Genomic DNA, 17688 nt, shown 5'->3' with positions numbered 1-17688 from the left:
AAAGCGCCCTTGAGGTCACTCCTCAAGGGCGTTTTTTTGGAATGGAATAAACAGCGTGTAGACGATTTCGCTCCGTTTTCGACGCTGCACCTACACCCGAAACCGCCCCACCAGCCCCTGCAAATGAGTCCCCAATCGCGCCAGTTCGACACTTGACGCTGCCGTTTCCTCGCTGGCCGCTGCCGTCTGTTCGGCGATATCACGCACGTTCAGTACGCTGCGGGTGATTTCCTCGGCGACGGCGCTTTGTTCCTCCCCTGCGGTCGCGATCTGCTGGTTCATGCTCTGGATGGTCGAGACAGTGAGCGTGATGTGTTCCAGGGCGCCGCCGGCCCGACGGCTCAATTCGACGCTGCTGTCCGACAGGGTGCGGCTGTTGTCCAAGGTGGTTACCACCTGCTGGGTGCCGTTCTGCAAGGCGGCGATCAGCTCTTCGATCTCTTCGGTGGATTGCTGGGTGCGTTGCGCCAGGCTGCGCACCTCGTCCGCAACCACTGCGAAACCACGGCCCGCTTCACCGGCGCGTGCGGCTTCAATGGCGGCGTTCAGGGCCAGCAGATTGGTTTGCTGCGACACTGATTTGATCACGTCGAGCACGCTGCCAATTTTATCGCTTTCCAGCTTGAGTTGGTTCATCGCCACGGTTGAGTTGCCGACCTCAACGGCCAGACTCTCAATCAGGGTAATGGCTTCAGCTACCACTTTGTCGCCCTCGCGGGCCTGCTGATCGGCCTGGACTGCGGCGTTCGACGCTTCCTCGGCATTGCGGGCGACCTCCCGTACAGTTGCTGTCATCTCGTTCATGGCGGTGGCGACCTGATCGGTTTCATCTTTTTGGCTGTTCACGCCGACACTGGTCTGCGCCGTCACCGCAGACAACTGCTCTGCGGCGCTGGCGATTTGCGAAACACCGTCGCCAATTCCGCCGATCAGCTCACGCAGGCTCAGGGTCATTTGCTGCATGCTGGCCTGCAGTTGGCCCATTTCATCGCGGCGCTCGATGACCAGGTCTTTGCTCAAGTCGCCTTGAGCAATGCGTCCGGCCGCAGTCAGTGTTTGTTGCAGGGGGACGATGATCTGTCGTGTTATTAGCCAAGCAGCAAAGAGCCCGAACAGCAGCGCCATAGAGGCAACGCTGATCAAGGTGGTGCGCGCCCGCGCCGCCTCGTTATCGCGCTGAGCGGTCTGGCGGTTACTCAGCTCGGCGCTGGAGGCGAGCAACGTGTTACCCAGCGCTTCCATGCTCTCTTGTGCGGCCTCGGCCTTGATCTGAATGTCTTTGAATTGGCTTAGTTTGTCGCGATAGTTATGTAAAGTCTGATTGGCTTGTTGCAGCCCGGAGACATTGGCGTCGGCTTGATCCTCGGATATCTGGCTAACCTCTTTGAGTGCTTCATTGATGGCTGCAATCGCCGCAAGTTCATATCGCTCCTGACCGCTGAAGGTATAAGCCTGCACTTGATAGCGCGCAGCCTCGATCTGCTGCCGCAGCTGAGAGATGTTGGTAAATTCGCCCAGCCGTTCGTTGCTGTCCTGCTCTTGGCTGACGGCCTTCAGTACCTCGGTTTCCACTTGTGCCACCGTTTTCATGGCCTGCACGGATTGTTGCTCAAGCAGTTCGCGGATGTTGCCGCGTGCCTTCAATGTCTGCCCAAGTTCGGTGAAGGTCCTTTCAAAGCTGCGTACCGTCTCACTCTGGTTCGATAGCAACGCGAGGCTGACCGGGTCGTCCATGGTGCTGCGTAACGCATTGAGCTGTACTTGGAGTTCGTTAAGGCGCTTTAGCACTGTGGCGGCACTCTCCGGTGTATTTTCAACGCGAAAGGTGATCCGCTCAATCCGCAGGTCCTTGCTCGCGTTGGTCAACTGGCCGATGCCCGTCAGCTTTTCGGAGCGGTCGATCATGGTGTCGAGCGCATGCCAGCCCGTCACGGTGATCGCCAGAGTCAGCAGTAAGACCAGGCCGAAGCCCAGTGCGAGTTTAAGCTTGACGCTTGTATTACCCAGAGCCTGGGTCAGGGTTCGGAACATGAGAGTTCTCCTGCAAGGGATGCGAAAAGAAGGCAAAACATCGTTGTGCCTGGTTAACGCATCGGCAGGGGAAGGGGTCGCTCGACCTGAACAGGTCGTAGGAAAAGTCTGAAAATAACTGATAGATGTCACATGCGCTGTAGGAGGGACTGGACCGTCTTGTCTGCGAAGGCCCAGCAGCGCGGTGTCTGGCCGACCTGGTTGTCTGGTCTTCGCAGACAAGTCTGCTCCTACAGATATGTGTTGTTTTACACCCTGAACTTGCCCACCAACATTTGTAGATGGTTGCCCAGTCGCGCCAGTTCGACACTGGATGCTGCGGTTTCTTCACTGGCTGCGGAGGTTTGCTCGGAGACGTCGCGTACGTTCAATACGCTGCGGTTGATCTCTTCGGCGGTAGCGCTTTGTTGTTCGGCTGCGGCGGCGATTTGCTGGTTCATGCCCTGGATCGCTGACACGGTGCGAGCAATATTCTCCAGCGAGCTGCCGGCTCGGCGCGTCAGTTCGACACTGCTGACGGTCAGGCTGCGGCTGTTGTCCATGATGGTCGCCACGTGCTGGGTGCCTTTTTGCAGGCCGGCGATCAGCGCCTCGATCTCTTCGGTGGATTTTTGCGTGCGCTGGGCAAGGCTGCGCACTTCATCGGCCACCACGGCGAAACCACGACCGGCTTCCCCTGCTCGCGCGGCTTCAATGGCGGCGTTGAGCGCCAGGAGGTTGGTCTGTTGCGCAACCGATTTGATCACGTCGAGCACACTGCCAATCTTGTCGCTTTCACGCTTGAGTTCAGTCATCGCGTCGGTGGAGTTGCCGACTTCACTGGCCAGACGTTCGATTTGGGTGATGGCCTCCTTGACCACCCGGTCGCCTTCACGCGCCTGTTGATCAGCGGCAACGGCGGCTTCAGACGCTTCTTCGGCATTGCGCGCGACCTCCTGAACAGTGGCCGTCATTTCGTGCATGGCCGTGGCCACCTGATCGGTTTCGACCTTCTGGCTGTTAACCCCGGCACTGGTTTGTTCGGTCACAGCGGACAACTCTTCAGCGGCGCTGGCTATTTGCGTCACACTGTCGCTGATGCCCCCAATCAAGGCACGCAAGTTGACGGTCATGCGCTGAATACTGTTCTGCAACTGGCCTATCTCGTCTTTGCGCTCGACGTGTAAATCCTGGCTCAAATCACCTGAAGCGACACGTTCCACGACGTGGAGCGTGTGCAGCAGCGGGGTGACGATCTGGCGGGTGATAGCCCAAGCCGCAATGACACCGAACAGCAGTGCCAGGGCCGTTGCGATGCCGAGCATGGAGCGAGCTTGAGCGCTATCAGCATCGCGCTTGAGGTTTTGTGAAGCAGACAGTTGGCTGCTGAGTGTCAGCAGGCTATCACCCAGCCCCGACATTTTTGCCAGCGCTTGCTGGTTCAGCAGTTGGGCATCACGGTATTGGCCCACGGCACCGCGATAGGCCTTGAGGGCATCGCTGGCGTCTTTGAGTTTGCCCAGATACTCGGACGGTATCGAGCCCGGCAGCGTGTTAAGCCCGGTCAGCGCGGCGTCGATAGCGGTGTTGGCGTTTTGCTCGAACTCAGGCTTGCCACTGTAGGTGTAGCTGCGCACCTCAAAGCGTGCCTGCTGGATCAGCTTGCTCAGTTCCACAACACCGTTGAACGCCAGAATGCTATCGCCCTTGAGCAACGATTCTTCGATGCCGGAGACATGCTCCACGGCACGGTCAGCGGTAGCGCCCAGATTCACGCGACTCGCTTCCCGGGTTTGAATGGCTTGGGTCATGTCGGCGAAAGCGCGACGGTAGCTTGCGCTGGCCTGGCTCTGCTGATCAAGCATGTCCTGATCAGCCTTGTTCTGAATCTTGGTTGTTGCAGTGCGCAGATTTTGCTCGACCTTATCGAGAACGCCAGTTACCGCGGCTGCGGACTCGGCGCTAGGTTGTGCTTCGTAATGTTGTCGGGCGACACGCAGGTCCCTGTTCAAGTCATTGAGTTGGGTGATCGACGCCAGCTTGTCACCCCGATCAATCAGCGAGGTCATGCTCAGCCAGCCCGTAAGGGTGATAACGATTGTGAGCAACAGCACCAGACCGAAGCCGATACCCAGTTTCAGGCTGACACTTATATTTCCGAGGCTTCGGACTAACCAACTGTACATGACGGCTCCCTAAGGTGAACTTGTTATAGCGTCCTCCTGCATCGGCTGCAGGGATCGGAACTGAAGCGCGTTGGTCGATAAAGTCGGACTAATTGCGTAGGAGATTTCGACCATTGCTCCATGCTGCGTCGTAAATCGAGTCTTGAAGATCGATGTGGGAATCTTCTTTAGAACAGGCGGGCGAGCAGGGCCGTGACAGCGGTTTCGACCCGCAGGATGCGTTCGCCGAGCTGGACCGGCTGGAGGCCAGCCTTGCTCAACAAGTCGATTTCGTAGGGGATCCAGCCCCCTTCCGGGCCGATGGCCAATGTGACGGACTGATCGGTGCCGCGCGGGCAGGCAGGGTAGTCACCCGGATGACCGACCAGACCCAGGCTGCCTTCAACCAGCTGAGGCAGACGGTCTTCGACGAACGGCTTGAAGCGTTTTTCGATCAGAATCTCTGGCAGTACGCAATCGCGTGCCTGTTCCAGACCCAATACAAGCTGTTCACGGATGGCTTCGGGCTCCAGAAACGGTGTTTGCCAGAAGCTTTTTTCCACCCGATAGCTGTTGAGTAGAATCACTCTGGGCACGCCCATGGTTGCGATTGTCTGAAACACCCGGCGCAGCATCTTCGGCCTGGGCAAGGCCAGCAGCAGGGTCAGGGGCAGTTTGGCCGGTGGCGCGCGATCAAGGCTGATCTGCAATTCGGCTTCATGGCTTTCCAGGCGCAGCAATTCGCCAGTGCCTAGCAAACCACCGATGCGGCCTACACGCAGGCTGTCGCCAACGACTGCGCGATGCACCTCTTGCATGTGCTTCAGGCGGCGGTCGCGCAGGATGACTCTGTCAGCTGCGATAAAGTCAGCTTTTTCGAGCAGCAGCAGGTTCACGGCTGGGTCGCAGGCGGCTGGTCGTGTTTGTCAGAGTCCTCATCCGTCTGGTCATCCGGGTGATCGCCACGCTTGACGATCAAGCCGCTGCACAACACGCCGATCTCGAACAGCAGCCACATTGGCACCGCAAGCAACGTCTGCGAAAAGATGTCCGGCGGTGTCAGAATCATGCCGACCACGAAGCAGCCAATGACCACGTACGGGCGCATTTTTTTCAAGTATTTGACATCGACGATGCCAATCCATACCAGCAACACCACCGCTACCGGGATCTCGAAAGCGACACCGAAGGCGAAGAACAAGGTCATGACAAAGTCCAGGTAACTGGCGATGTCAGTCATCATCGAAACGCCTTCCGGGGTCACGCTGGCGAAGAAGTGGAAAATCAGCGGGAACACCAAAAAGTACGCGAAGGCCATGCCTGAATAGAACAGGATAATGCTCGAAACCAGCAGCGGCACGGCGACGCGCTTTTCATGCTTGTACAGACCGGGTGCAATAAAGCCCCATATCTGGTGCAGGATCACCGGCATCGCCAGAAACAGCGAGCACATCATGGTCAGCTTGAACGGTGTCAGGAACGGCGAGGCCACGTCGGTGGCGATCATCGTCGCGCCTTCGGGCAAATACACCCGCAGAGGTGCGGAAACCAGGGTGTAGATCTTTTGGGTGAAGTAAAACAACCCGGCAAAGATCAGGAAAATTGCCACAACGCAACGCAACAGGCGTGTGCGCAGCTCGGTGAGGTGCGAGATCAGCGGCATTTGCTGATCGTTTTCCGGGATATCAGCGCTCATGGGGCTCGCGGTGGCAAAGAAGAATCGTTGACGGGCGGTGCGCTTGGCACCGGGCTGACGTGTGCGACCGGGGCAGCCTCGGCTGGAGCTGCTGGAGCTGCTGGAGCTGCTGGAGCAACGGGGACCGGGACAACGGCAACCGGTTCAGTCGCGACGACGGGCGTTTCCGGCTGCGATGCCGGTGTCGGCGGCGCGATGGTCTGTGCCTCGACTGGCGGGCTGACCGTCGCGACGGGCTCGACCGGTGCCTGTTGCGGCGCGAAAATCTTTTTGGCTTCCTGCTCTAACGACAGAATGTGCTCGTTGTGCAGCTGCCGACGAATTTCATCGGCACCGATTTCGCGCTCGACTTCCTGTTTGATCGCATTGAAGCTGCGCTTCAGCCGCCCGACCCAAAGGCCAGCAGTACGTGCAGCACCCGGCAGGCGCTCGGGGCCAAGCACCAGCAGGGCAACGAGGCCGACGAGCAGCAGTTCAGAGAAGCTGATACCAAACATTCAACACGACCTAGTCTTTGCGGATTGGCTCTTCGACTTTATGTGCTTGCGCGTCGATGGTCTGTGGCTCATGCAGGGTCGAACCCTGAGGCGCCTGCTGCGGTTGCATCGGCGGCTGCTGTTCAGCAGGTTTCTCTTCATCGTTCATGGCTTTGCGGAAGCCTTTGATTGATTCGCCAACATCCGTACCCAAGCCTTTGAGTTTCTTGGTGCCGAACACCAATACGACGACAACCAAAATGATGAGCCAGTGTTTCCAGTCAAAAATACCCATGAAACTTTCCTCCTCGAGGTGCGTGTTTAGTCGGCAGAGCGTGCGGCTTTTTCAGCGTGCCCGGACAGCCCGAAGCGCCGATCCAGTTCATCGAGTACAGCTTGCGGATGCTGACCCAAAGCTGCAAGCATCACCATGCTGTGAAACCACAGGTCCGCGGTCTCATAGATGACATCACTGCAATCACCGCTGATGGCGGCATCCTTGGCAGCGATGATGGTTTCGACCGATTCTTCACCGACCTTTTCCAGAATCTTGTTCAAACCCTTGTGGTACAGGCTGGCGACATAAGAACTGTCGGCAGCGGCGCCCTTGCGTGCTTCAAGCACTTCGGCCAGACGGGCCAGGGTGTCAGTCATGTGTGTGTCCTGCCTGATAGATAGCGTGCGGGTCTTTGAGCACCGGGTCGACAACCTTCCAGCCGGCATCGTCGTACACCCGGTAGAAGCAGCTTTCACGACCCGTGTGGCAGGCAATCCCGCCGATCTGTTCGACCTTCAGGATAATCACGTCGGCATCGCAGTCCAGGCGCAATTCGTGAAGCTTCTGCACATGCCCGGATTCTTCACCTTTGCGCCAGAGTTTGCCACGGGAACGCGACCAATAAATGGCCCGGTTCTCGGTCGCGGTCAAGCTCAGCGCTTCGCGATTCATCCAGGCCATCATCAGCACGCGTCCGGTTTCATGGTCCTGGGCAATCGCAGGCACCAAACCATCGCTGTTCCAGTGAATCTCGTCCAGCCAGTCTTTCATCGTCGACTCCGCAAGCCGGGCCTTGAGGCCTCGGCGATTGAATAGTGTGCCAGCGACCTGCGCTGCTGGCTATCGGCGCACGACCAGATACAGACCTGCCACCAACATGACCCAGGCTGGCCATGCTGCCAGCGCGACCAGGGCCGTGCCGCTGGCAGCCAGGGTCGAGCCCAGTACCGCGCCGCCTGCCAGTAAACCTGCGCCAGTCAGACGCAACGCCCAGCCGTCGCCACGCTCACGCCACGCGGGCTGCGGTGCGGAGGCGTGGGGCTTGGACATGCGCTCCAGCAGGTCGCGGGTCATGTTGGCCAGGTGGGGTATCTGTTCAACCTGCGTGTGCAGGTTGTGCAGCAGGGTTTTCGGGCTGACGCGCTCGCGCATCCAGCGCTCCAAAAACGGTTGAGCGGTGCTCCACAGGTCAAGTTCCGGGTACAGTTGGCGCCCCAGACCCTCAATGTTGAGCAGGGTTTTTTGTAACAGCACCAATTGTGGCTGGACTTCCATGTTGAAGCGGCGTGCGGTCTGGAACAAACGCATCAGCACCTGGCCGAACGAAATGTCTTTAAGCGGCTTCTCGAAAATCGGTTCGCAAACAGTGCGGATCGCGGCTTCGAATTCGTTGAGCTTGGTATGCGCCGGCACCCAGCCCGAGTCGATGTGCAACTGGGCCACGCGACGATAGTCACGCTTGAAGAACGCAAACAGGTTGCGCGCCAGATAGTCCTGGTCTTCGGGCGTCAGGCTGCCGACGATGCCGCAGTCGATGGCGATGTACTGCGGGCTCCAAGGCTGCACGGTGCTGACGAAAATGTTGCCGGGATGCATGTCGGCATGAAAGAAGCTGTCACGAAATACTTGGGTGAAGAAAATCTCCACGCCGCGCTCGGCGAGCATTTTCATGTCGGTGCGCTGATCGGCCAGGGTCGCGAGGTCCGTGACCTGAATGCCGTAGATGCGCTCCATCACCAGTACTTTGGGGCGGCACCAGTCCCAATAGACTTGAGGCACGTAGAGCAGCGGCGAGCCTTCGAAGTTGCGTCGCAGCTGGCTGGAGTTGGCGGCCTCGCGCAACAAATCGAGTTCGTCGTAGATGGTCTTTTCGTAATCGCTGACCACCTCTACCGGATGCAGCAGACGTGCATCGGCCGAGAGCCGTTCGGCCACGCGGGCCAGTATGAACAACCACGCCAGATCCTGGCTGATGATCGGTTTGAGGCCGGGGCGCACGACTTTGACCACCACCTCTTCGCCGGTTTTCAACTGCGCGGCATGCACCTGCGCGACCGAGGCAGAGGCCAGCGGTGCGACATCGAAGCGGCTGAACACGGCACTGATTTTTGCGCCGAGCTGCTCTTCGATCAGGCCGATGGCCTGCTGCGAATCGAACGGCGGTACGCGGTCCTGCAAGTGCATCAACTCGTCGGCGATGTCCTCGGGGAGCAGATCGCGGCGGGTGGAGAGCAGCTGGCCGAATTTTATGAAAATCGGCCCGAGGTCCTGCAGCGCCATGCGCAAGCGTGCGCCACGGCTCAGCTCCAGGGGTTTACGCGGGAACCAGCGCCACGGCATGGCATAACGCAGGGCGAGCATCCACCAGGGCAGCGGCAGGGCAAACAACAAGTCATCGAGACGGTAGCGGATCACGACGCGTTGGATGCGAAACAGACGGCGGACGGCAAGCAGCTTCATGCGTTATCGCTGGATTTGAGGGAGAGGGCAAGGCGCTCGAAGCGCGCCTCGAGACGTTCAAGGTCGAGCCTGGTCTGGTCCAGCTCGGCGAAGCGGGCTTCGGCTTCACGTTGGCCGACCAGGGTGCGCGATTCCTCACTGAGGTAGTCGGCGAGGTTGTGCGTGAGGTTGGTCAGGCTGTCGCGGGTCCAGCGGGCGCTGCTGCGCAGTTGGCCCCCGAGCAAAGGACTGGCGACCGGACCGAGCCAGCGCGAGAGTTCGTACTCCCAGTCCAGCTCAAGGTCTTGCAGCACGCCGACCAGTTCCAGCAATACGGCGCTGTCGCCTTCAAGCTCGACTTCAGGGCCATGCAGTACGGCGGTTTTGTCCTGGCTCAGGGCTAGACGCAGCAAACTCGAGGCTGGCGCACGCAGGGTACAGTCGGCCTCAGCGGCCCAGTGTGCCGCCAACAGCAAGCCTTCATCGCTGGGCAAAATGAACAGCTGAAAGGCCGGGTTACGGCAATCGACTGCAATCATCTTGCCTGCCAGGCGTTCGAGGCGTGGCAGGGCGGTGCTGTCCATGCGCAGCACACGGTTGATGCCGAGCTCGACGCTGGCGAGCAAGCCGCTGAGTAACATCAGGGCTTGATGCCGCGATGCAGGGCAACGATGCCTGCGGTCATGTTGTGATAGGTCACACGGTCGAAACCGGCTTCTACCATCATCGACTTGAGGGTTTCCTGATTCGGGTGCATGCGGATCGACTCCGCCAGATAGCGGTAGCTTTCCGAGTCATTGGTAATCAGTTTGCCCATCAGCGGCATGAACGCGAATGAGTAAGCGTCGTAGGCCTTGGACATCAGCGCGTTGGTCGGTTTGGAAAACTCCAGGACCAACAAGCGCCCGCCGGGCTTGAGGACACGCAGCATCGAGCGCAGGGCGTCTTCTTTATGCGTCACGTTGCGCAGGCCGAAGGCGATGGTCACGCAGTCGAAATGGTTGTCCGGGAACGGCAGCTTTTCCGCGTCGGCCTGAACGAACTTGACGTTGCCAGCCACACCCAGGTCCAGCAGACGGTCGCGGCCGACTTTCAACATCGAGGCGTTGATGTCCGCCAGTACGACTTCGCCGGTCGGACCGACCAGATGCGAAAACTTTCTTGCCAGATCGCCAGTGCCGCCAGCGATGTCCAGCACGCGATTGCCCGTGCGTACGCCAGACAACTCGATAGCAAAGCGCTTCCACAACCGGTGCATGCCACCGGACAGCAGGTCGTTCATCAAGTCGTACTTGGCCGCAACGGAGTGGAAAACCTCAGCGACTTTCTCGGCTTTCTGGCTTTCCGGTACGTTTTTGTAGCCGAAGTGAGTGGTGGGTTCGGCATCGCTGCCTTTGCGCGGATCGTTCATATCGCTGTCACCGGAATAAAGTGGGGCCATTCTAATCGTCGGGGCAGCCTTTGTCTTGACAAGGCTCATGGTTGACATCTCCTCTTGGTCTCGCTGCTCATGGTGGCGCGATATAGAATGTGGCTCGAAACCGACCAAGGAGTCCTTGCATGGCCCAAATAACTGTTGAACGTGAACACGCCCTTGGCCGCGAAGCTGCGCGGGAAAAGGCCGAGCATCTGGTGCTCAAGCTGGCGGATAAATATGCGCTGAAACCGACATGGTCAGGCGATGTAGTGGAGCTCGAGGGCAAGGGCGCCAAGGGGAAAATCGAGGTCGAAGACACATTGATCAGGGTCAGCATCGAGCTGAACTTTTTCCTCTCGGCAATGAGCGGCGCGATCAAATCCGAGGTGGAGAGGGTCCTGGACAAAGAACTGCTGGCTTGAATTCCTGAATCCCCTCGCGGCTGTGTGATGTTTATCGATTAAACGCGTTACCGCTCCACAGCCCGCCCCCCCCCGCAAAATAGCCACCAACCTAGGGTGAGCATTCTAATTTTTCTGATTATTTTGTGCTCATGCCCATCAACCCGTGGGCAGTTCCTCCAACCTTTTTGAGCGTGAGGTGCACCATGGCCAAAGTAGCCCTGAAGAAGAAAGTTGATGCCGAGCAAGCTACGGCCCTTTCCGAAGTAAAACTGTATGCCCGCAAAATCTGGCTGGCTGGCTTGGGTGCCTACTCCAAGGCCGGTCAAGAAGGCGCCGAGTATGTAAAAGACTTGATCAAGACCGGCGAAGAAGTTGAAAAAAAGGGTAAGAAAATCGTCGACAAGCAGCTCGATGCGGCCAACAGCGAGATCGACACGATCAAAGACGACGTGGCAGGCGTCAAGGGCAAGTTCGAAGTGCAACTTCATAAAGTCGAGAAGGCTTTTGACCGCCGTGTTGGCCGCGCCTTGAATCGGTTTGGCATTGCGTCTAAACATGATGTTGAGACACTCTCTGCTAAGCTCGATGGGCTGACGGCATTGCTTGAACGTGTCGCGCATAAACAATAAGGAGATCGGGATGGCTGGCAAAAAGAAGATTGAAAAAGAAGGCAGCTCCTGGATTGGCGAGGTTGAAAAATACTCCCGTCAAATCTGGCTGGCTGGTTTAGGCGCTTACTCAAAAATCAGCAATGACGGCAGTAAGCTTTTCGAAACCCTGGTCAAAGACGGCGAGAAGGCCGAAAAGCAGACCAAGAGCGGCGTCGACAAGCAAGTCGATGCAGCGAAGGCAACAGCGCAATCGGCAAAATCCCGAGTGGGCGACGTCAAGGACCTTGCGCTGGGTAAGTGGAGCGAGCTCGAAGGTGCTTTCGACAAACGCCTGAACAGCGCCATCTCGCGCCTCGGTGTCCCAAGCCGCAACGAAGTCAAGGCACTGCACAGCAAGGTCGATCTCCTGACCAGGCAAATCGAGAAACTGACCGGCGCGTCGGTGACGCCTGTGTCCTCCAAAGCCGCTGCAAAACCTGCGGCTAAACCCGTAGCCAAGGCAACGGCCAAGGCAGTGGCCAAACCCGCGGCTAAAGCGCCGGCCAAAACGGCAGCCGCCAAGCCAGCCGCGAAACCGGTTGCCAAGCCTGTTGCCGCGAAATCGGTAGCTAAACCAGCCGCCACCAAGCCCGCAGCAGCGAAAGCACCCGCAGTGAAAAAAGCAGCAGCACCCAAGCCCGCTGCGGCCAAACCTGCAGTAGCAGCAACGCCAACTGCCGTTGCTGCTTCAGCGGCAACCCCTGCGCCAGCAACGACCGCTGCGTCGACGCCCGCCAGCCAGTCCTGATTTTTACGGACTGCCAAAAGCCCGGCTGCAAGGTCGGGCTTTTTCGTTTGTGCGTTACCTGTTAGAGAGACATAAGTGCAGCACGTGACGAGTCGTTGCGTGATGGAGTGGTCGGTTTCAACTACTCCTCCAGATAATGCATCGCCAGCTTCTCCACCCCCTGCCGCGAGTCGGGGATCAGGTGGGGCGCGACCAGCATCATGATCTGGTAGACAACGACGCGTACTTCGCCTTCTTTGCCGAGGATGCGTTGGTAGTCCAGGGAGAACAGCAGGGTCATGCTGATCTGTTCCACCAGTTGCCCCAGCGCTTGTGTGTCGCTGACCAGTTGCCTCTGTGCTTTCAGCTGTGCCAGTAACGATGCCAGGGTGCGTTTTAGTGCGTTGAGCAGGTTGCGGATACCGCGTGCCAGTTTTGGCAGACGGCCCGCGAGGTTGGACAGGTCCTGGAACAGGAAGCGGTAATACGACAGGCGCTCGACGATCAGGTGCAGAAACACCCAGTAGTCTTCCGGCGCGAGCTGTGCGTTGGCCGGGGGATTGAGTAGCGGCGACAGTTCTGTCTGGAAACGCTCGAACAAGCCCATGACCAGCGGCTCTTTGCCGTGAAAGTGGTAGTAGAGATTGCCGGGGCTGATCCCCAGTTCGTTAGCGATTTCCAGTGTCGAGACGTTAGGTTCGCCCTGTTGGTTGAACAAGTGCAAGGCGCATTCAAGGATACGGTCGCGTGTTTTCATCCGGTCTTCTTGTGTGGGTTAATCAGGAATGCACGCAGTGTGTGTTCGCGGCGCCACAGAGGATTTGCATCTCAGCGCACACGCACATAGGTTCCAGGCGCGGCCTCCATCGGTGGGTAGTTCTGGTTGCCGAGGGCCATGAGGGTTTCTCGTTGTGCGCCGGAGCGCTGCTGAATCCAGTTCAACCAGTTCGGCCACCAGCTGCCTTCGACGGTTTCTCCATCGTAGTACCAGGCCCGGGGGTCGCTGCTGAGTTTGCCGTTTTCGATGTAGCTCGATTTGGGGTTGCCTGGCGGGTTGAGGATGCTTTGTACGTGACCGCTGTTGGCCAGCAAGAAGCGCCGGTCGCCGCCGAGCAGCAAGGTCGAGCGATAGACCGCGTCCCACGGTGTGATGTGGTCATTGATCCCTGCCACGCTGAAGCTGTCGACGGTGACTTTCTGCAGGTCAACGGGCGTGCCGCATACCTCCAGACCGCCGGGGTGGCTGAGTGGGTTGTATTTGAAAAAGTCCAGCAAGTCGCCATGCAGGGCGGCCGGCAGGCGTGTGCTGTCGTTGTTCCAGTAGAGGATGTCGAAGGGCGGCGGCGCCTTGCCCAGCAGGTAGTTATTGACCCAGTAATTCCAGATCAAATCGTTGGGGCGCATCCAGGCGAAGATTTTGGCCATGTCGCGGCCATCAAGCACACCTTGCTGGTAAGAGCGGCGCTTAGCGGCTTCCAGGGTCTCTTCATCGACGAACAAGGTTGCTGCGCTGTCGATCTGGCTGTCCAGCAGGCTGACCAGGTAGGTTGCGCTGGAGACCCGGCGCATTTGTCGCTTGGCCTGGAGATGGCCTTGCAGTGCGGCCATGGTCAGGCCGCCGGCGCAGGCACCCAACAGGTTCACTTCGCGGCTGCCAGTAATGGCGCGGCATACGTTCATCGCTTCTTCGACAGCTTCGACGTAGCTGGACAACCCCCATTCGCGATGACGCACATCCGGGTTGCGCCAGCTGATCATGAACACTTGCAGGCCGTTTTTCAGTGCGTACTGGACGAAGCTGTTGGCCGGGCTGAGGTCGAAAATGTAGTACTTGTTAATTTGCGGCGGAACGATCAGCAGAGGCCGAGCGTACTGCTTTTCGCTCATCGGCTTGTACTGCATCAGCTCCAGCAGCTCGTTGCGAAACACGACTGCACCGGGGGTGGTGGCGACGGTCTTGCCGACCTCGAATGCATCTTTGGTGATCTGGCTGGGCAGGCCATTGTTGTGCATCAGGTCATCGACCAGGTGGCTGATGCCCTTGAATACGCTGCTGCCGCCGGAGTTGAACAGCTCCTTGACCGCCAGCGGGTTGAGCAGGGTGTTGGAGGGTGACAGGGCATCGCTGAGCAAGGACAGGATGAAGTGCGCACGGGCGCGATCATCCTCGGACATCTCGCTATCATCGATCCAGCTCTTGAGCTGATGCTGCCAGCTCAGATAGGCCTGCAGCCCGCGTCGATAGAGGGGGTTTTGCAGCCACGTCGGGTCCGCGAAGCGGCTGTCACGAGGGTTGGGCGTGTGCAGGTTGTCACCCAGTATGACGCGACCCAACTGACCACCCAGGGCCAGCACATGACGTGCGCTGTGGACCGGGTGACGCAGGCTTTGGACGGCCACGCTACGCAGCGTGGAAAACACATCTCGCCCGCGCAAACCACTGATGACGCTTTGCGCATTGATGAATGTGGCCGGGGTGGGCACAGATTCCTTCGCTGGCTTGTCTCGCATGGGGCAACACTCCTTCGTCAGGCCATGACTAAAGCCCTTTACCTATCGATGAATCGGGGTCGGGTGCGGATGCATGACCGCGCGCTGCCGCTCCTCCAGTAGGAATTTCATGATGATGGGCGCCACCGCTTCGGCACGGGTGATCAAAAATAAATGACCGTCATCGATTATGTGTAGCTGGGCATTGGGTATCCGCCAAGCCAGCATGCGCATATTTATCAAAGGAATGAGCGGATCGTCGTCGCCCGCGAGGATCAATGTAGGCTGACGAATCTTGTGCAGCCAATGGATGCTGGTCCAGCCCATCCCGGCAAACAGCTGCCAGTAATAACCCAGCTTGCCCGACGATCGGACCTTGGCGGCGTGATTGGCGGCCAGGTGAGGGTCCCGACGAAAGGCGCCACCGTAGATTTCCGGCGCGATGCGTATCACATGGGACGGCTGAATATATCGCCGTGGGCTGGCCATCAACCACAGCACACGAGGCTTGCCCGGCACCATGACTGCGCCGGCGGCTGTCGCGGCGAGCACCAGTTTTTTGCAGCGTTCTGGATAGTCGTAGGCGAACTGTTGCGCCAACGCGCCGCCCCACGACACCCCGATCACATTGACCTGGCCGTAATTCAGGTAGTCGAGCATCCTCGCGGTCAGCTTGGCCAGCCCGGGAAAGCGAAAGGGGCGACTGGGCGTGGAAGAGCCGCCGACACCCGGCACATCGAAGGCGATCACTTCCATGTCCGGGTCAAGCGCGTCGACGAACGGAAATACCAGCTCCAGGTTGGCGCCGATGCCATTGAAAATCAGCAACGGTGTCATATCACCCTTGCCTGGGCGGACGGCCGTGCGGATGGTGTGACCATCCAGGTCGATGGTACGAAAAACAAACGGTTTCGACATGCGCGGGCCCTATGGGTTAAACCGCTGGCTAAGCCGTCCTGCGCTTTTCCAGACGGGTTGAGGTGATCCTCGTATTACTGCTCGTCACGTGACCGCGCGTCGGAGGCTGATGGCACTTCCAGATATCCATCAGCACCCTGTTTTGTTGTTTAGCGTTCGTGTACGTAAGTGCCCGGTGCAGCTTCGCCAGCCGGGTGTGCTTTGTTGCCGAGCACGCTCGGCGCCTTTTTCAATTTACCTGAGCGCTCTGCTTGCCAGCTTTGCCAGTAAAGCCACCAGGAATCGGTGTGCTTGGTCGAGTTCTCTTGCCACTCTTTGGCATCGACCGGCAGCTCGGGGTTGGTCATGTAGCGTGACTTGGGGTTGCCCGGCGGGTTGAGAATGCTTTGAATATGGCCGCTGCTGGACAGTACGAATTCAGTCTTTCCGCCGAATAGACGGGCCGATTTGTAGCACGAGCCCCATGGCGTGATGTGGTCGTTGGTGCCTGCCAGGCTAAACACATCGCTGGTCACCTTTTTCAGGTCGATCGGTGTGCCACACACTTCAAGGGCGTTGGCGCGGATCAGCGGGTTGGTCTTGAACATCTCGATCAGGTCGCCATGGAACGCGGCGGGTAGGCGGGTGGTGTCGTTGTTCCAGAACAGGATGTCGAAGACTGGCGGTTCGTTGCCCAACAGGTAATTGTTGACCCAGTAATTCCAGATCAGGTCATTGGGGCGCATCCAGGCGAAAATCTTGGCCATGTCACGGCCTTCCAGTACGCCCGCTTGATAGGAGTGGCGCTTGGCCGATTCCAGGGTCTTTTCGTCGACAAACAGCGCGACCTCGCTGTCGAGGGTGGTATCCAGCACGCTGACCAACAAGGTCAGGGCATGGACCTTCTGCTCGCCCAGCGCGGCGTAGTGACCCAGCAGCGCGGTGCAGGTGATGCCGCCGGAGCAAGCGCCCAGCATGTTGATGTCTTTGCTGCCGGTGATAGCGCGGACCACGTCAACCGCTTCTTTGAGCGCGTCGATGTAGGTCGACAGGCCCCACTCCCGCTGTGCCTTGGTCGGGTTGCGCCAACTGACGATAAACGTCTGCACGCCACCGCGCAGGCAGAAGCGTGCCAGGCTTTTATCCGGGTTCAGGTCGAACACATAGAACTTGTTGATCTGCGGTGGAACGACCAATAACGGCCGCTCAAGCACCTGTTCGGTCATCGGTTTGTACTGGATCAGTTCAAGCACGTCATTGCGAAAGACCACCGAGCCTTCGGTGGTGCCGAGGCTCTTGCCGACTTCGAAGGCGTCCATATTGACCTGGCTCGGCATGCCGCCGTTATGCACCAAGTCCTTGGCCAAGTGTGACAACCCGTCGAGAAGGCTTTTGCCACCGGTTTCGAAAAACCGTTTGACCGCAGCCGGGTTGGCGGCGCTGTTGGTTGGCGACATGGCTTCGGTCATCAGATTGATTACAAAGTGACCACGATTAATGTTTTGTTCTGACAGATTGCTGTCACTGATCCAGTCGTGCAACTCCTTGCGCCAGGCCAGGTAGGTTTGTAGATAACGGCGATACAGCGGGTTCTGGCTCCAGGCAGGGTCAGCGAATCGACGGTCGTCGCTGGCAGGTTGCAAACTGGATTTCCCTAGCAAAACATTCTTCAGTTCGACACCGAAATGAGCGACATGCTTGACGCTGTGGAAAGGTTGCCTGAGGGCTTGGGTTAGAACCATCCGAGCAGTGGTCAGCAAATCTTTACTCCGCAAGCCGACCACGGGGTTTAGCCCCAGAGTGTTTTCCGAGGCTTGGCGCTGCAAGTCATCGTTGTTCTTGATACTCATCTACGACGCTCCATTGTCCTGAGACGAGTACCGGACATCGCTGTGGATCAGTGACACAGGCGCCTGCCGGTACTACTGCTCGGGTGACCGATGATGGCTAAACCACATGCTCCCGGCAGGTGTTTGCGCAAAGATGAGTCCTGTCTTTTTCGCGGCAGCCGGATCTCATCTGTTGCGTCATCGCACGCGC

The 17688-nt window shown here is 58.5% G+C and carries 18 protein-coding genes and 1 pseudogene; 3 read left to right on the top strand and 16 right to left on the bottom strand.

Annotation, left to right across the window (positions count from 1 at the left end; all coding sequences use genetic code 11):
* Positions 1 to 90 precede the first annotated feature (90 nt).
* The 12 genes and pseudogenes from ACVBEG_RS22670 to ubiE all read right to left on the bottom strand — a co-directional run bounded on the left by ACVBEG_RS22670 (position 91) and on the right by ubiE (position 10474).
* Positions 91 to 2031, bottom strand: coding sequence for a HAMP domain-containing methyl-accepting chemotaxis protein (locus ACVBEG_RS22670; protein WP_447108325.1), 1941 nt, complete (start codon positions 2029 to 2031; stop codon positions 91 to 93).
* A 248-nt stretch (positions 2032 to 2279) separates the two neighbouring features.
* Entirely contained in the window at positions 2280 to 2993 is a 714-nt protein-coding gene (locus ACVBEG_RS22665; protein WP_443691830.1) for a methyl-accepting chemotaxis protein, read from the bottom strand.
* Between the two features lie 141 nt (positions 2994 to 3134).
* A pseudogene (locus ACVBEG_RS22660) lies at positions 3135 to 4079 on the bottom strand (methyl-accepting chemotaxis protein); the annotation flags it as partial.
* 284 nt (positions 4080 to 4363) lie between these two features.
* Entirely contained in the window at positions 4364 to 5071 is a 708-nt protein-coding gene (locus tag ACVBEG_RS22655; RefSeq protein WP_322177432.1) for a 16S rRNA (uracil(1498)-N(3))-methyltransferase, read from the bottom strand.
* On the bottom strand, positions 5068 to 5871 hold the full coding sequence (gene tatC / locus ACVBEG_RS22650) for a twin-arginine translocase subunit TatC (protein WP_322177433.1): 804 nt from the start codon (positions 5869 to 5871) through the stop codon (positions 5068 to 5070). Before tatC ends, ACVBEG_RS22655 begins: the two co-directional genes overlap by 4 nt.
* The gene (gene tatB, locus ACVBEG_RS22645) at positions 5868 to 6368 is read right to left on the bottom strand and encodes a Sec-independent protein translocase protein TatB (RefSeq protein ID WP_447108324.1); all 501 of its coding nucleotides are present in this window, start codon (positions 6366 to 6368) and stop codon (positions 5868 to 5870) included. The genes tatC and tatB overlap by 4 nt, the downstream gene beginning before the upstream one ends.
* Positions 6369 to 6378: 10 nt before the next feature.
* Entirely contained in the window at positions 6379 to 6642 is a 264-nt protein-coding gene (locus tag ACVBEG_RS22640; RefSeq protein ID WP_219063590.1) for a twin-arginine translocase TatA/TatE family subunit, read from the bottom strand.
* Positions 6643 to 6668: 26 nt separating this feature from the next.
* Complete coding sequence (locus tag ACVBEG_RS22635; protein ID WP_219063589.1) at positions 6669 to 7001, bottom strand: phosphoribosyl-ATP diphosphatase; 333 nt, start codon at positions 6999 to 7001, stop codon at positions 6669 to 6671.
* A complete protein-coding gene (gene hisI, locus ACVBEG_RS22630) occupies positions 6994 to 7395 on the bottom strand; it encodes a phosphoribosyl-AMP cyclohydrolase (protein WP_322177435.1) in 402 nt (133 codons plus the stop codon). The genes ACVBEG_RS22635 and hisI overlap by 8 nt, the downstream gene beginning before the upstream one ends.
* Positions 7396 to 7464: 69 nt before the next feature.
* A complete protein-coding gene (gene ubiB, locus ACVBEG_RS22625) occupies positions 7465 to 9084 on the bottom strand; it encodes a ubiquinone biosynthesis regulatory protein kinase UbiB (protein ID WP_322177436.1) in 1620 nt (539 codons plus the stop codon).
* The gene (locus ACVBEG_RS22620; protein ID WP_322177437.1) at positions 9081 to 9704 is read right to left on the bottom strand and encodes a ubiquinone biosynthesis accessory factor UbiJ; all 624 of its coding nucleotides are present in this window, start codon (positions 9702 to 9704) and stop codon (positions 9081 to 9083) included. The genes ubiB and ACVBEG_RS22620 overlap by 4 nt, the downstream gene beginning before the upstream one ends.
* Positions 9704 to 10474 (bottom strand): bifunctional demethylmenaquinone methyltransferase/2-methoxy-6-polyprenyl-1,4-benzoquinol methylase UbiE, encoded by a 771-nt coding sequence (ubiE, locus tag ACVBEG_RS22615; RefSeq protein WP_219063685.1) that lies wholly within the window; start codon positions 10472 to 10474, stop codon positions 9704 to 9706. The genes ACVBEG_RS22620 and ubiE overlap by 1 nt, the downstream gene beginning before the upstream one ends.
* 149 nt (positions 10475 to 10623) lie before the next feature.
* On the opposite strand from ubiE, the gene ACVBEG_RS22610 reads away from it, so the two are divergent.
* The 3 genes from ACVBEG_RS22610 to ACVBEG_RS22600 all read left to right on the top strand — a co-directional run bounded on the left by ACVBEG_RS22610 (position 10624) and on the right by ACVBEG_RS22600 (position 12282).
* Positions 10624 to 10902, top strand: coding sequence for a polyhydroxyalkanoic acid system family protein (locus ACVBEG_RS22610; protein ID WP_322177438.1), 279 nt, complete (start codon positions 10624 to 10626; stop codon positions 10900 to 10902).
* A 185-nt stretch (positions 10903 to 11087) separates the two neighbouring features.
* Positions 11088 to 11513, top strand: a complete 426-nt coding sequence (locus ACVBEG_RS22605) for a phasin family protein (RefSeq protein WP_322177439.1) — start codon at positions 11088 to 11090, stop codon at positions 11511 to 11513.
* Between the two features lie 10 nt (positions 11514 to 11523).
* Positions 11524 to 12282 (top strand): phasin family protein, encoded by a 759-nt coding sequence (locus tag ACVBEG_RS22600; protein ID WP_322177440.1) that lies wholly within the window; start codon positions 11524 to 11526, stop codon positions 12280 to 12282.
* Positions 12283 to 12403: 121 nt separating this feature from the next.
* Here the strand turns inward: ACVBEG_RS22600 and ACVBEG_RS22595 are convergent, their stop codons facing one another.
* The 4 genes from ACVBEG_RS22595 to phaC (ACVBEG_RS22580) form a co-directional block, all read right to left on the bottom strand.
* Positions 12404 to 13018 carry a TetR/AcrR family transcriptional regulator gene (locus ACVBEG_RS22595; protein ID WP_322177441.1) on the bottom strand — a complete coding sequence of 205 codons (615 nt, stop codon included), beginning with the start codon at positions 13016 to 13018 and terminating at the stop codon, positions 12404 to 12406.
* 71 nt (positions 13019 to 13089) lie between these two features.
* On the bottom strand, positions 13090 to 14772 hold the full coding sequence (gene phaC, locus ACVBEG_RS22590; RefSeq protein WP_322177442.1) for a class II poly(R)-hydroxyalkanoic acid synthase: 1683 nt from the start codon (positions 14770 to 14772) through the stop codon (positions 13090 to 13092).
* A 42-nt stretch (positions 14773 to 14814) separates the two neighbouring features.
* On the bottom strand, positions 14815 to 15669 hold the full coding sequence (gene phaZ / locus ACVBEG_RS22585) for a poly(3-hydroxyalkanoate) depolymerase (RefSeq protein WP_219063580.1): 855 nt from the start codon (positions 15667 to 15669) through the stop codon (positions 14815 to 14817).
* A 149-nt stretch (positions 15670 to 15818) separates the two neighbouring features.
* Positions 15819 to 17498: a class II poly(R)-hydroxyalkanoic acid synthase gene (phaC, locus tag ACVBEG_RS22580; protein ID WP_322177443.1), complete on the bottom strand. Its 1680-nt coding sequence runs from the start codon at positions 17496 to 17498 to the stop codon at positions 15819 to 15821.
* Positions 17499 to 17688 lie beyond the last annotated feature (190 nt).

The organism is Pseudomonas sp. GG8, assembly GCF_052976945.1.
This window is presented reverse-complemented; position numbering and strand designations above follow the sequence as displayed.